Source organism: Zhongshania sp. (assembly GCF_047636175.1).
Classification (GTDB): domain Bacteria; phylum Pseudomonadota; class Gammaproteobacteria; order Pseudomonadales; family Spongiibacteraceae; genus Spongiibacter.
Map to the genome: position 1 here is coordinate 1 of NZ_JBLIKC010000042.1, position 13,280 is coordinate 13,280.

Here is a 13,280-nt window from a genome sequence, read left to right on the forward strand (position 1 = left end):
TACGTTCACTGTCGGTGTTACCTATGGCTGAAAACCGGGTGTTTTCCAGATCTAAGGCGGCGGGCACCTGACCATTATGCGCATAGCTCCAAGCTTGACCCCACAGTTCGCGTTGAAATGGGTGGGTGTTTTCAAGCCCCACACCACCCACATTCGCTTGCCGAATATGGCTTATCACAATGTGGCTCTTGATGGGGTAATCACTTAAGAACTGGGAAAGCTTGGAGCCGTGGCTTGGCATATAATCTTTAAATTCTCTAACTCCGCCCTCCTCGTAAAATACAATGCCCCAGCCATCAACGTGGGGTCCGGTATCACCGCCTCTGCGGCTAAGACCTGCAAAACTGAAGCAGATATCGGTAGGAACATTGGCACTCATTCCGAGTAATTCGCACATACTGGAGCGCTCCTTGAATGATGGATTAGACGGTGACAGCCCCTTGCGCAGCCAAAGAATTTGCCGATACTCGGCGTATAACTTATATGTTCTATTCAGCCACGGCCCAAACTTACTGTGCTTCGCTTAGGCCTCTTGCTTTGCGTGCATCATTTATTCCGCCGACATTGGATACATTGGTATATCCAGCATCGAGCAACGCCGATCTTGCCTCGCTGGCTCTGCCGCCACTGCGGCAGTACAAGCTTATCTCAGTATCCTTATCGCTGACCAGTTTACTTATCTCGGCAACAATCTCACCGTGTGAAATACGGATATCGCCTTCGATATTGTCAATCATACGTTCGCCGGCGCTGCGCACATCAATCCATACGGGGTCTGCATACGAGAATAAAGAAAAAGGAATGATGATAAAAAAAACACAGCAACTTATTAATTTTCGCCAATTCATACACAAACCTCACTTCTGAATAAAAAAACCACTGAGATATAAATCCTCGAATAAGCAGGCGCGCATCTCTGGCTAATACTGTTAACGACTGTTGAGGAAACTGTTAAAAATAAGATTATTTTAAAGCCTAGCTAGCTATTTTCATTGATGGATTTTAAAATCGCGGCAATCGCTAAAATTACAATACCAACTAAATCGATTATAGTTACCTTGGCAATAGCCCCATTGTAGTCACCAACAGCCCAAACAAAATATAAAAATCCAAGCATTGAAATTGCGGCCATTATCATTGCTGCAATCTGGTAGCTAGGATTGAATACTGAACAAAGTATAAACCCACCAACAATACCAAAGAGCAAAGCTCGGTGACACATTAAGATGATGATATCGTTACCAGCTAATTCAATTGAATAAGCATTCGATAATTTTTCTGCGGACATGACGCCAAGGACCGGAACAAAGTTTATAAGGCCCACAAAGAAGAGAAATATTGAAATCGCTATATTCATATTTCAATCCTTTATAAAGTTGGCTCCGAGCCTGTAAATGATTCTGTTCGCTTCATCGTCCTTAAACGCATCCATATGGAACTCCGCTGCCTCGTCCCCCTCCTTCAAATCACGCTCCATCAGTTTCTCCGGAGGGTCGCCACCGGCTAAAACTTCTAAGACGGCATGAACACCACGGGTCATCGATTTCAAGTTTTAGCCGCCTTCAAGCACAAAAGCCAGCCTTCCTTAGCAGGGCTTATCGGCTATGCCCTGATCGATGCTAGTGAGCATTGAAAACCATCATAACTAAGGTTGAGAGCCATGTCGTTACGGTGGGCATCAAAGCCTGCAGAAATCAAAACCAGATCCGGTTTAAAATAATCTGGAGGAGCAATGAGTATCTCTCGAAATGCCTTTTCGAAGGCGATATCTCCGGCGTCTTCGGGAATCGGCACATTGATATTATTGCCTTCGCCAAGCCCACCCCCAACTTCTTGGAGATGACCGGAACCAAGGTAAAAAGGTGCGGCGCAGTAGGTATCAAAGAACAAGACATCGAGATCAGCCCAGAAAATATCCTGAGTCCCGCTGCCATGACGGGCATCCCAGTCAACGATAAGAATAAGCTCACAACCGAGTTTAGCCTGAGCCGCCGCTACCGCTACATTGTTAAACAGGCAAAAGCCGCGCGCTCTAACCGGTTCGGCGTGATGGCCCGGCGGTCGAAGCAGCGCAAATGCACTTTGTGATTAACCTCTTACCACGCACTCAACCGCGTCGATGGCACTCCCGGCCGCCGTGGTCAGCGCCTTGATAGAACTAGGCGACACAGCGGTGGTACCACTATCAAGCCAAGCGGTCTTTCCCTCTAGGGAGAAAATATGATCGTGATAAGGGGTCGTATGAAGCCGACCCAGCTGCTCATAACTGACGTGCGGGCCAGCTTTGAATTGGACGCCGGGGATCGGCTCGGCGTCCAGCAACTCATTCATCGCGCTCAAGCGCCCCGGATGTTCCGGATAGCTTAAATTAAAGTTCAGACCCTTGAGGATATTTCTGACCCGCTTCTCCATCCGACTGGGCAAAAAGAGCAAATCGACTTTCGAGTTATGACCAAGTATAAGCTCGTCATAAAACCGTGACCTTATGATCACCTATCACTGAACACCTCCTACTAGCGCCAATTCCATACTGTACTAATTCCAAGCTTTACTAAGCCTTCTTAGACGCTTTAGCCCAATTTACTCTTCACTAAACTGTTAAATGCTGCGGCGTTCGAACCGGTAACCTCAAAACCCAGCCTCTTCCAAGTCGCTTCAGCTTCTTTATTGGAAACAGCGTACTCTAGAATTCACTCGGGTACATCGCGGTTTTCGGCAAACGCTATCAGCCGCCTCAGCATTGCACTGAATATACCCAGCTTGCGAAACGCCGGCTATACCCAGATATCATCAATAATGCCAGACTTATACTCATAGTCGCCCGTCTGTTCCCATATTCCTTGGCTACGCAAAAAAATAGACGTAGGCAATGACGCACAGCTAGGTAAAAGGCCAGTATATCGATCGCCAATGCCGATGAAGTACCAAGGAGAATAAAGACGAAAGTATGATTCCGCTTTTATGTCTGACGCGAAAACAGGAGGGGTTATAGAAAGGGAAAAAATTAAGCTCACAAACAACAGCAAAGCCTAGCGTCCCACTGGGAGACCAGGCTGAGCCAAAGCTCTATACGTAGAAGTCTAGATCTTCCTGTCTTTTGAGCAGATCTCGCATATTGATGGGATTGTCACCAAAGAAGAAGATCAGCCCCCAATGAGTACCAAAGGCTGCCCGATCAGGCACCGTCTCTTCTGCAGGCGCAACCAACTCGTGAGACTCAAAGTAAGGGTGATCGATCGTCTCAGCTGGTATTTCGAGCTTGCTGATCACACGGCGCCGCGGATACACGCCGAAGCAACCTGCGTAACCCTTGGCGTCGACCACCTCGCGAGGAAAGAAATTATCGACTTCTTCTTCGGTGCTATTAGGATCGAAGACTAGCATTGACGCCTGATACGCATTAAATCCGTACACTTTTTCAATAAGTTCAAAAGCCTTGAATCCTGGTGGACGATAGGCAACTTCGCCAAAATACATTTCGCCGTCAGCAGTCACAAAGTATTCGGGGTGAATGAGACCGAATTTAATCTCAAAAGTCTTGATAAGCAGTTCAATCTGCTTCGTGATCGCTGGACGCCAGCTCTCTAGCTCTTCAGTGGCCGGTACGAATACGGAGTAGCCTAAGGTTACGTACTCGGAAATATTAAGAAACTGAATCTTACCGTCGTGAATCCAAGCTTCAACAGCAAACTCCCAACCATCCAAGTGACTTTCCATCAACAGTGGATATTCTTCATCAGGAATGTTGTCGATTTCCTCTACCGTGCGAATCATTCGGTGGCCGAGGCAACCGGCTTTGTCGAATGCCTTAACGTGAATAGGATCGTCCGGATCACCATCAAGTTTAAGCAGTGTTTGATTGACGCGCTTCATAAAACGAACGATATCTTCTTTCTCGTGCGCCTCCTCAAAAATACCAACACGGATACCACCAAGCTGAGCACGACGCTTCATCAACGCCTTGTCGCGAAACAGAATAGACTGACCGTACATACGAGGACTGTCGAGCAGCACCGAGTTAATGGCACCTGACCATTCTACCGTTTCCTCGAATAATGGTATGGCGACATCAACGCCTTCCGCCTTAAGTGTTTGAGCAATTTCCATAGAGCGATCATTCAAGCGGGTGAAATTCCACGCAATAAAGGGAATTTTGTTAGCAGTACAGAAATCCGCTGCCCAATCCGGGGCAACCACGATGTAGCGGCGGTCAAATTTCTGCGCGGCTTTAATCGCATTGACGCTCCAGCCAAGCAGTGCAATATAACCTTTACTGGAATCCTTTGGCGTTTCGGTTCCTTTCACGGAATCCATGTCGGGTTCTAACCACGCAGCTACCGCGTCTGACATTTGTTTTTCTGATTTGATCGCCATTCAATGTTCTCCTTGATGGTTAACCCATACAGCTGCACCCTCATATGGGGCGAGTTTTCGGTGAACTGAGCTAGTAGGCAATCTCGCTTACAAGAGATTGAGTGACCAAACGCTAGGTGAGACATTGCGGCTCATGGAGGTTCACTGGGGTTAAATTCAGCAGGTCAGTGCGTCCCAATCTCAACGTCAATATAGCTTATTTAGCAGCAAATAGAAACCACGACAGCAAAGCTACGGACTTTGTAAGGTATTTTAATGTACTAATTCAGTAAAAAAATAGATACCTTTTAGGTAAATTTATAGACTTATTACTAATGCATAAAAATATTTTTTTAACGAAAAAATGTCAAAACAAAAATTTAAAAAAACTAGCTTATAAATAAGACATCATCATATTTCTTATATAATTTGAGCGCCAATTGAAGCGATTAAAAAAGATATCAGGGTATTTTAAATACATGCCAAGCTCACTTTTACAGCTCAAACGATAAGGGCATTAAATAGCAATTTCAGTTCAACACAATAACACCGCGACAGGCAGACACAGACCGCAGCGGACTAATCAGGCTCTTACGCTGTAAACCGAAATCCGTTTTACTCATCATCGACCAGACTATAAGGGCCATCGGTATCATGGGTTTCACGACCAGTAAGCGATGGGTTAAAGGTACAAATCAGCCGCATATCTTCGGCCAACGCACAACAGGTGCTTGTCTAGCGCATAAAGTGTTCCGCCAATGATCTAATGAGTTTCCCCGGTTTCCAGATCGGTGATCGAGCTATTGCCATCAACGCAGTAAACCGCCTCAAGACGATTTTTATACCAGAACTCGTATTCTGAACCAGCGGGAATGATAGTCTTATGAAAGGAGAAACCCATGGCCTTTTTTTTTAACAATAGGCGGCGGCTAACTCAAGGAGATTCGACGCTGGTAACTTCGCGCTCAGTTCCGATAACGTCCTAGACTCCGACAATTTTCATGCTAATCTTCTTTTTTTAGTTAATTAACTATTACAAAGAAATGTTATAAATAACGACTAGTGTAGACCCTGCTGCCATATTGATGTTAAACGTAATTTACAGATCGATCGAAAAAATAAAATTAAACGCCGTATAGACTATACATATAAAATGCCACTACATAATTAGTGCTAATAAACTGCACTTAAGGCTGATTAAATAGAATACAAACAGGCTTTATAATTAAAATTATAAGATGGTTGAAAACTATAAGGGTATACTTAAAATATCAGCGACTATTGCTGGCACCTCAGTACTTGCTAAGCCATAGCGATGCTCGGAAAACGTCGACTGCACGACAGATGGCTCTAAATTTATTTCCATCGTGCTTGCGCCGGACATAGCCGCCTGACGAACAAAACCTGCAGCGGGATAGACATTGCCTGAGGTGCCTATGGCAATAAATAAATCGCAGATTTCCAGCGCTTGGTATATGTCTTCCATTTGTAGAGGCATCTCGCCAAACCACACCACATGCGGTCTCAAGGCCCCGCGCATGCCGCAGCATCCGCAGCGATCTTCAACGCTTATATCGCCTTTGATTGGATATATGATATCGGTATAGGCACAGCGCATTTTCAGCAATTCGCCGTGCATGTGAATAAGCTTACTAGATCCAGCTTGCTCGTGAAGGTTATCGATATTTTGGGTGACAATTAGCAGCTCACCGTCAAACTCCTGCTCGAGTTTTGCTAGGGCGAAATGCGCGGCATTGGGCTTTACTGCGTTGCTTAATAATTGCCTACGACGCCCATTATAGAAATTCTGCACCAACACCGGGTCTGCAGCAAAGCCCTCAGGGGTGGCCACATCCTCAACGCGATGTTCTTCCCACAATCCATCTTCGGCGCGAAAAGTCTTTATACCTGACTCTGCTGAAATACCAGCGCCAGTGAGGATGACAATACGTTGATATGGCATAAGCAGGCTATATGTCCGTTTAAAAATGAGATTTTTCCACAGCCAGACGACAAGGCCGGTGACAAGGCAAATGATAGACGGCTAAAAAGTAAATAAGGCCAAAATGCCTAGACCTACTGGATTAGAATTGGAATCATGCCAAGTTCCAGTTTTTGGCAATACGGTGACGAGCAATAAGGCCCCGGCCCCGAAATAAACAAGCCTCAGGCAATTTTATTGATCAATAAATCAAAGTATCTGAGATTATTCATCCTTATCCACCACCCACGCAACAGCGAAAATTGGCTTAGTATTTAACTTAAAACCAAGGTCGCCGGCCAACAATATAGCTTTGCTCAAAGTCATCATCTGATTTTGTGATATATAAGATGAATTCGATAAACGCAATAATGGCGATAGCCATAGATGGCAGGCCTAGCAGAATAAATCCGAGCAAAAAGGTTAGCAACATAATGACGCCTTGCTTATTGTAGCCAAGATAAAATTTATGAGCACCAAGGCCCCCAAAGAAAAACGCCAGTAGCGCAGCAGCGACTTTGCGGGATGATACAGGGGCGATGGTTTTATCTAAGTATAGTTGTTGGGCATTTTCGCCATCGACAACAAAATCCACCATTAGGCCTGCATGGCCCGCGCCTGCGCTTTTCCATTCATCACCCACAAAGCGATAACGGTTGCCGTCGTCGCCAGCGATGACACCCTCGGCAGACGCGGAATTAAAATCGAGAATTTTGCCCTTCATAAATACCCAAGCCTTGGTCAAATAGTAAGTTAATCATCGAATCGCTAAGTGCTTAGCATAACGCGCTGCCATGCTGCGAACCATAGCCTTAGCTAACTCTTAGCGCTTAAGTCTTTTTGCCAAAACAGAGCGTAGCCCTGCTGTGGGTCAAGTTCATAGGCCGCAAAGCTGCAGCGCTGGCACACCGCCGGAGCAGCATGATTACCCTGCAATACTGAGGGGTTAATTTACAACACCCTCGATGCACAGCCAGACTTTCAAGCTCGGCTATTAGGCGCTTAGCCAGCCCACATCGACGATACTCAGGCAACACAATCACATCATGAATATTGAGCAGCAGTTGACACTTAAAGGTTGAAAAACCCTGCAACGCGGTGGCCAATGCCACCGAGCTTTGCTCATCGTAAATCAAAATGATTGAGCCATTGGGAATGGTGGCAAGTGAATTGCGGAGATTAGACAAGACCTCATTGGGCAGTGGCTCGCCACCACCCATGGGGTCCATAGAAGAGTGTGTCATCAACATTTCTATCGCTGCAGGATCCTTGTCGGCCTTATAGCCCCCCAGCTTTAGCTGCATACATTATTTACGTTATTTTGCTTGCTCATTCATCACACAGAGTTGATAAAAATCACTGGGGAAATTCGATGTCTTCGGCACCCGCCCCAAGGGGCTGGCCGAAACTAAATTCAACAAAGTTGCCATCGGGGTCGCGCACACCGCAGTAGTAGCCAACTGGGTAGTCGTTATCGCGGGTTTCCCATACCAGAATCCGATCGGCACGTGCGCGGTCTGCAATAGCATCAACTGCGTTACGACTTTCCATCGCGAAGCCCAAATGCGAGAAGTCATACTCATTCTGCTCTCTGCCCGGACCACCGGGAAGCAGCACTAAGATAAAGTCCCTCTCCCTACCTCGCTCAGCCATCCAAGTCACTTTGCCGCTGTTGTGCGGTCTTTCGTGCACGACACGCAAGCCAGCATAGCCGCGATAGAAATCAATACAGGCGGCTAAATCGTGAACGTGCATCGCGATATGTGTTAGTGAGGTGGGCATTGCAATCCTCCTAATTTTTAGCAAACGCAATATCTAGACTATGACGATAGTAAGACCAACCGACAAGGTCGACTGTCTGTGCTGGGCGCGCAGCATGGCATTAGCATTATGGATCCTAGATTTCCACCAGGCCCGCAGAAACATTTTTAACCGCGCTGCGCAGCCACCAATAGGTAGAGTCATTCTGCAAGCCATTGGCCCATATCATCCAAACTGGAATGAGCGCGATGTCAGCGGAAAATTCAAACCATTGTGAATCGAAGGTTTTCTGTAGACCTGATAAAAACGCGGCGGCAGCACGCTCGAAAAATGCTGCTCCTGTGGCCTCTTTTTACGCGGGAATGTCTGGCCACCCAAAATTTCATCAGAAGTTAAAATTTATAGGGAGTTCAAAGCAGCAGCCTCAGCGGCATTAGTAAGCCCTGAACACATGAAGACTAACTCCCTTTATTTCTGCCTAACATCCCTTTCCCTTGATCATATAACCACAGAAATATAAATCAATAATTTGGGGATACAATTTTATGAATCAAAGAGCCAGTGAATATCGTTCATGAGACTATCGGCGGCGACCGGACTTTATTAGTTTAAAAATATTATTAGCTTTGGCTGGAAAATAGCAATCTAAGCCCAAGCGTAGCAAACAGGCCTGCGGTCACTCTGAGCAGCCATTTTCTGACCGACTGACTCACTGCCAACTTCTTACTGCTTGCAGAGGAAACCCATGCAATAAAGTGACACAAAATCATGGCATTGAGGTTAAAGATCAAACCGAGAAACAAAAATGCCATGGCCTTATTGTCACTGGATTCTGATATAAATTGCGGCATAAACGCTAAAAAGAATATCGCCACTTTGGGATTAAATAAATTGGTTATTAGTCCCTGCGCATACACTCGTTGCAAAGAGGTAGTTGCAGGCTTGATATCACTCATTTTCTTCTGCTCAGCACTATCTCTAAAAATGCTTAGCGCCATATAGATTAGATACACCGCGCCACAGACTTTAACTACCGTAAATGCTATAGACGACGTGGCTAATATCGCCGACAAACCGAAGGTAGCCGCTAGAATATGAAGAAAGGTGCCACTGCCAACTCCCAGAGTAGCCGCCGATCCAGCCTTAAAACCTTGCGTAGCCGCTCTACCTACAATGAGTAATGAGTCTGGTCCGGGAATTAAATTTAATAAAACCCCATAGACAATAAATAAGAGCAAATTTTCGATACCAAACACGCTATTGTCCTCTTTAAGCAAGGTCAGAAGCCCCGCAACTACTTTGGCAAGAAGGCCGGCGATGTAGTAGGCATATGCAATAGGCAACGGATAATCAACTGCAGCCTGAATTTCCGGAGTGGCATTTTAGGTCACCGAGTCATCACTGTTTTTCACTACATCTCTGCCAGAGATCAAAGCTGCAGGTCAAAACTTCAAGCACTTCAGTGAAACATATCAGCCACTGATGTTGTTACTTTTAGGCATGGCATCAGAACCGTGTTCCAGTAAAAGCTTAAGCGTTGAACGAATATAGCGCTGTGATTCGCTCATTGCGCGCCATAACCGTCAGGTGAGTACGGAGATGACATTAGCGGCCTATTGATACAAACGAGACGGGGTAATTATAGGGGATTACTTTCAAGGCTTAGCTTTCAGGGAATAGATTTCACTGCAGTACGTATGCCGCGGAGAGCGGACTGGCGCTTTGTCATTGCCCTTAAAACCGAGACCGCGCTGGCCCGGTTTTAAAGACAAGATAGGCTTTAGCCCAATAGCGCGATTTGCTCTTGGTAATCTAGGGTAATCGCGTCATCCATTGTTTTTAACAAAGCGGCACGCACCTTCAATTTAGTGCCTTGGTAGGCCGCCAGATTCAAACCAGCCAAGCGGTTTGCTTCGGCCGTAGCCGCCGCCATTAGCTCATCTGCAGGGACTATTTTGTCGAGAAACCCTGCGGCAATTGCGTCCTGTGGTGAGAACATTTCAGCAGTGTTCACGGAGCGCTGAAAGTACGACGGTGTCAAACGTGCACGGGGCAATTCAATACCCACGTGATGCATGGTCATACCAATCTGCACTTCATTCAGGCCAAGCAGGAATGGACCATCTACACCAATACGGTAATCGCAGGCCAGCAGGATAAAGCAGCCCTGCGCGATAGAATGGCCAGTACAAACACCCAGCACCGGTGCCGGAAAAGCGAGTAAGCGGCGACATAGGGTCGAGCCGGCCTTAACCATTTCAATGCCCGCGCGAGCGTCTGCTTGGAAGACCTTTAAATCAAAGCCCGCAGAAAAGATGCCTGGTTGACCGACAATCATCACCACTGCTGCCTGATCTAGCTCAGCCTGATCTAGAGCGCCGTTAATGGCCGCAATGTGGTCTGGAGACATCGCGTTTACCTTGCCATTTTGCATGGTAATGGTGGCAACTTTGCCTTCAAATTGATAATTCACAAGATCGGTCATTATAGGTTCCCTAAGGTTGTCACCGAAAAAATTGATCAGCCATTCTAGGGAAATCACCCATAAGCTGCCAGCTTTTACGGCAGAATAATCATGCCTACAGCCAGCGGGGCGTGAATTAGCACACTATGATGCCGCATAGTTTGCAGACCACCATATTGAATTGGACTTAACGCTGAGCTTAGAAAAGGCTCATGTGGGAGAGGTTCACGAACACGGGGAAATTGAGAGCAGACACAAAGGCAGTGATTAGCGATCTAAAATACTCACACACTGTGAAAATTAAACCGAGTGTAACGAGGGATTTCGTAGCCGCGACACCAATAATGCGGTGTCGCGGCGAGAATCACGCTGAATATGATCTTAAATCAGCTCAGCGCGAAAGGGGAAATTAACGAACTTCAAATAGACCCGCTGCGCCCATGCCGCCGCCTACACACATGGTAACAACCACGTATTTAACACCGCGACGCTTACCTTCAATTAAGGCATGCATCACCATACGTGCGCCACTCATGCCATAGGGATGACCAATGGAAATTGCACCGCCATTAACGTTCAAGTTTTCGTTTGGAATGCCCAGCGTATCACGGCAGTAAATCACCTGAACTGCAAAGGCTTCGTTTAGCTCCCACAAGCCAATATCGTCCATGGTTAGACCATTGCGCTTGAGCAATTTTGGAATGGCGAAGATTGGACCAATACCCATCTCATCTGGCTCACAACCTGCAACAGCCATACCGCGGTAAACACCCATCGGCTCAATGTTACGCTGTGATGCGAGCGTACCATCCATTAACACAACAGCAGCAGCACCATCGGATAACTGCGAAGCGTTGCCCCCAGTGATGCAACCACCCTCGCGGACAGTTCTCAGGCCCTGCAGACCATCAAGCGTAGTACTGGGACGATTGCCTTCGTCTTTGGTCAGCGTCACCGACTCTTTACTGGCTTCGCCAGTTTCTTTATTCATCACCAACTTGGTGGCTGTTACTGGAATAATTTCGTCGTCAAACTTACCGGCTGCTTGGGCCGCAGCAGTACGCATTTGTGACTGTAAAGCGTATTCGTCCTGAGCATCGCGACTGATACCGTAGCGCTTAGCTACAATCTCAGCGGTGTCTAGCATGCCCATATAGATATTGGGTGAATTGGCGAGCGCCGTTGGATCAACCAGCTTATGCATATTCATATGTTCGTTTTGCACTAAGCTAACCGACTCACAACCGCCGGCGACAAGTATTGGCGCGCCGTCGATAATAATTTGCTTGGCGCCGGTAGCAATCGCCATCAAGCCCGAAGAGCACTGACGATCCATAGTCATACCGGACACAGTCGCCGGTAAACCGGCAGCTATCGCGGCCATACGACCTAAGTTCATGGACTGCGTGCCCTGCTCCAACGCTGCGCCTATCAGGCAATCGTCAATTTCATTTGGGTCGATTCCAGCGCGCTCCACGGCAGCTTTAATAGCGTGAGCAGTCATAGTTGGCGATTCTAAATCATTAAAAGCGCCACGATAAGCTTTGGCAATAGGAGTACGGGCAGCGGATACAATAACGGCATCTTTCATAACATCGGTCTCAGTTTGGTTAGACATCCTGAGTGCGGCGACAATCTCTGCCACACCGCAGGTTTATGATTATTATATAAAATATCTTAGGACTGGGCGCTAAGTTGAGACATTGCTTTAGTCAAAAACTTCTCGGTTTGTTTGCCGCCAGATTCGAGGTTATGCTGATTACTAGTGTCGTTAACCGCATCCCACTGAGCAGCAATTTCCTCGGGCGTTTGCTTATCGGCTGCAAGGAAAATACCATCGGTTTCAAACAAGCGAGTACTTGCGTATCCGCCTGCACCTGCGCAGAGAATCTGACGCGTTGGTGAGTCTGCATGACACAGCAACAAAGCGCCGGCAGTAACTGCTTCAGGCGTCAATAGATCGAGCATTTCTTTAGGCATTAAATCTTCGGTCATGCGCGTACCGGCAGTTGGTGACAGAGCATTAACACGGATATTGTTTTTTGCACCTTCCAACACTAGCGTATTCATTAAGCCCAAAACCGCCATTTTGGCAGCGCCATAGTTACTCTGGCCAAAGTTACCGTACATACCGCTTGAGGATGTGGTCATAACAATGCGGCCGTAATTTTGCTGGCGCATGATTTCCCAAACCGCTTTACAGCAATTTACTGATCCCATTAGATGAACATCTAGAACGAGTTTAAAATCATCTAAGGTCATTTTGGCGAAGGTCTTATCGCGCAATATACCGGCATTGTTAATGAGGATGTCGACTCGACCCCATTTAGCCATTGTCTTTGCAACCATATCTTCAACTTCAGCAAAGTTGGCTACATTGGCACCGTGAGCCATTGCCTCACCGCCATTTTTTTCGATTAAGGCAACAACTTCCATAGCCGCGTCTGAGGAAGCGCCGCTACCGTCTCTGGATGCGCCTAGGTCGTTGATAACAACCTTAGCACCACGTTCGGCCAAAGCCAGTGCATGACTGCGACCCAGGCCATTACCTGCGCCTGTGACTATTGCTACTTGTCCATCAAATCTAATTGTCATTTTTTATATTATCCCTTAAGCAACCATTTGCATGCTGAGCCATTCCGCCACACAGGCGGGCTTGTCTTCACCTTCAATTTCAATCGTCACCTCGGTCTTAAATAAATACTGACCGGGCTTCTTTGA

The 13,280-nt window shown here is 46.8% G+C and carries 17 protein-coding genes; all 17 read right to left on the bottom strand.

From position 1 onward, the window contains the following. On the bottom strand, positions 1–397 hold a 397-nt coding region (locus ACI955_RS16560; RefSeq protein ID WP_415244852.1), incomplete at its 3' end, for a class II glutamine amidotransferase. Positions 398–509: 112 nt separating this feature from the next. Continuing rightward, the gene (locus ACI955_RS16565) at positions 510–848 is read right to left on the bottom strand and encodes a rhodanese-like domain-containing protein (RefSeq protein WP_415244853.1); all 339 of its coding nucleotides are present in this window, start codon (positions 846–848) and stop codon (positions 510–512) included. 131 nt (positions 849–979) lie between these two features. Beyond that, the gene (locus tag ACI955_RS16570) at positions 980–1,357 is read right to left on the bottom strand and encodes a hypothetical protein (RefSeq protein ID WP_415244854.1); all 378 of its coding nucleotides are present in this window, start codon (positions 1,355–1,357) and stop codon (positions 980–982) included. Positions 1,358–1,360: 3 nt separating this feature from the next. After that, complete coding sequence (locus ACI955_RS16575; protein WP_415244855.1) at positions 1,361–1,549, bottom strand: hypothetical protein; 189 nt, start codon at positions 1,547–1,549, stop codon at positions 1,361–1,363. A gap of 53 nt (positions 1,550–1,602) precedes the next feature. Continuing rightward, positions 1,603–2,070, bottom strand: a complete 468-nt coding sequence (locus ACI955_RS16580; protein WP_415244867.1) for a hypothetical protein — start codon at positions 2,068–2,070, stop codon at positions 1,603–1,605. Positions 2,071–2,088: 18 nt separating this feature from the next. After that, positions 2,089–2,331, bottom strand: coding sequence for a hypothetical protein (locus tag ACI955_RS16585; protein WP_415244856.1), 243 nt, complete (start codon positions 2,329–2,331; stop codon positions 2,089–2,091). Between the two features lie 735 nt (positions 2,332–3,066). Next, the gene (locus ACI955_RS16590) at positions 3,067–4,374 is read right to left on the bottom strand and encodes an ATP-grasp domain-containing protein (protein WP_415244857.1); all 1,308 of its coding nucleotides are present in this window, start codon (positions 4,372–4,374) and stop codon (positions 3,067–3,069) included. 594 nt (positions 4,375–4,968) lie between these two features. After that, entirely contained in the window at positions 4,969–5,058 is a 90-nt protein-coding gene (locus ACI955_RS16595; RefSeq protein WP_415244858.1) for an ectoine synthase, read from the bottom strand. Between the two features lie 58 nt (positions 5,059–5,116). Beyond that, the gene (locus ACI955_RS16600; RefSeq protein WP_415244859.1) at positions 5,117–5,272 is read right to left on the bottom strand and encodes an ectoine synthase; all 156 of its coding nucleotides are present in this window, start codon (positions 5,270–5,272) and stop codon (positions 5,117–5,119) included. A 330-nt stretch (positions 5,273–5,602) separates the two neighbouring features. After that, positions 5,603–6,316: a Sir2 family NAD+-dependent deacetylase gene (gene cobB, locus ACI955_RS16605; RefSeq protein WP_415244860.1), complete on the bottom strand. Its 714-nt coding sequence runs from the start codon at positions 6,314–6,316 to the stop codon at positions 5,603–5,605. A 298-nt stretch (positions 6,317–6,614) separates the two neighbouring features. Further along, positions 6,615–7,058, bottom strand: a complete 444-nt coding sequence (locus tag ACI955_RS16610) for a TM2 domain-containing protein (RefSeq protein WP_415244861.1) — start codon at positions 7,056–7,058, stop codon at positions 6,615–6,617. A 106-nt stretch (positions 7,059–7,164) separates the two neighbouring features. Continuing rightward, the gene (locus ACI955_RS16615; RefSeq protein WP_415244862.1) at positions 7,165–7,638 is read right to left on the bottom strand and encodes a GNAT family N-acetyltransferase; all 474 of its coding nucleotides are present in this window, start codon (positions 7,636–7,638) and stop codon (positions 7,165–7,167) included. Positions 7,639–7,690: 52 nt separating this feature from the next. Beyond that, positions 7,691–8,116, bottom strand: a complete 426-nt coding sequence (locus ACI955_RS16620) for a VOC family protein (protein WP_415244863.1) — start codon at positions 8,114–8,116, stop codon at positions 7,691–7,693. A 599-nt stretch (positions 8,117–8,715) separates the two neighbouring features. Next, positions 8,716–9,438, bottom strand: a complete 723-nt coding sequence (locus tag ACI955_RS16625) for a LysE family translocator (RefSeq protein WP_415244864.1) — start codon at positions 9,436–9,438, stop codon at positions 8,716–8,718. Between the two features lie 437 nt (positions 9,439–9,875). Further along, positions 9,876–10,580, bottom strand: coding sequence for a crotonase/enoyl-CoA hydratase family protein (locus ACI955_RS16630; RefSeq protein ID WP_415244865.1), 705 nt, complete (start codon positions 10,578–10,580; stop codon positions 9,876–9,878). Between the two features lie 388 nt (positions 10,581–10,968). Beyond that, positions 10,969–12,150, bottom strand: coding sequence for an acetyl-CoA C-acyltransferase (locus ACI955_RS16635; RefSeq protein WP_415244868.1), 1,182 nt, complete (start codon positions 12,148–12,150; stop codon positions 10,969–10,971). An 86-nt stretch (positions 12,151–12,236) separates the two neighbouring features. Continuing rightward, on the bottom strand, positions 12,237–13,154 hold the full coding sequence (locus tag ACI955_RS16640) for an SDR family NAD(P)-dependent oxidoreductase (RefSeq protein ID WP_415244866.1): 918 nt from the start codon (positions 13,152–13,154) through the stop codon (positions 12,237–12,239). Positions 13,155–13,280: the final 126 nt, after the last annotated feature.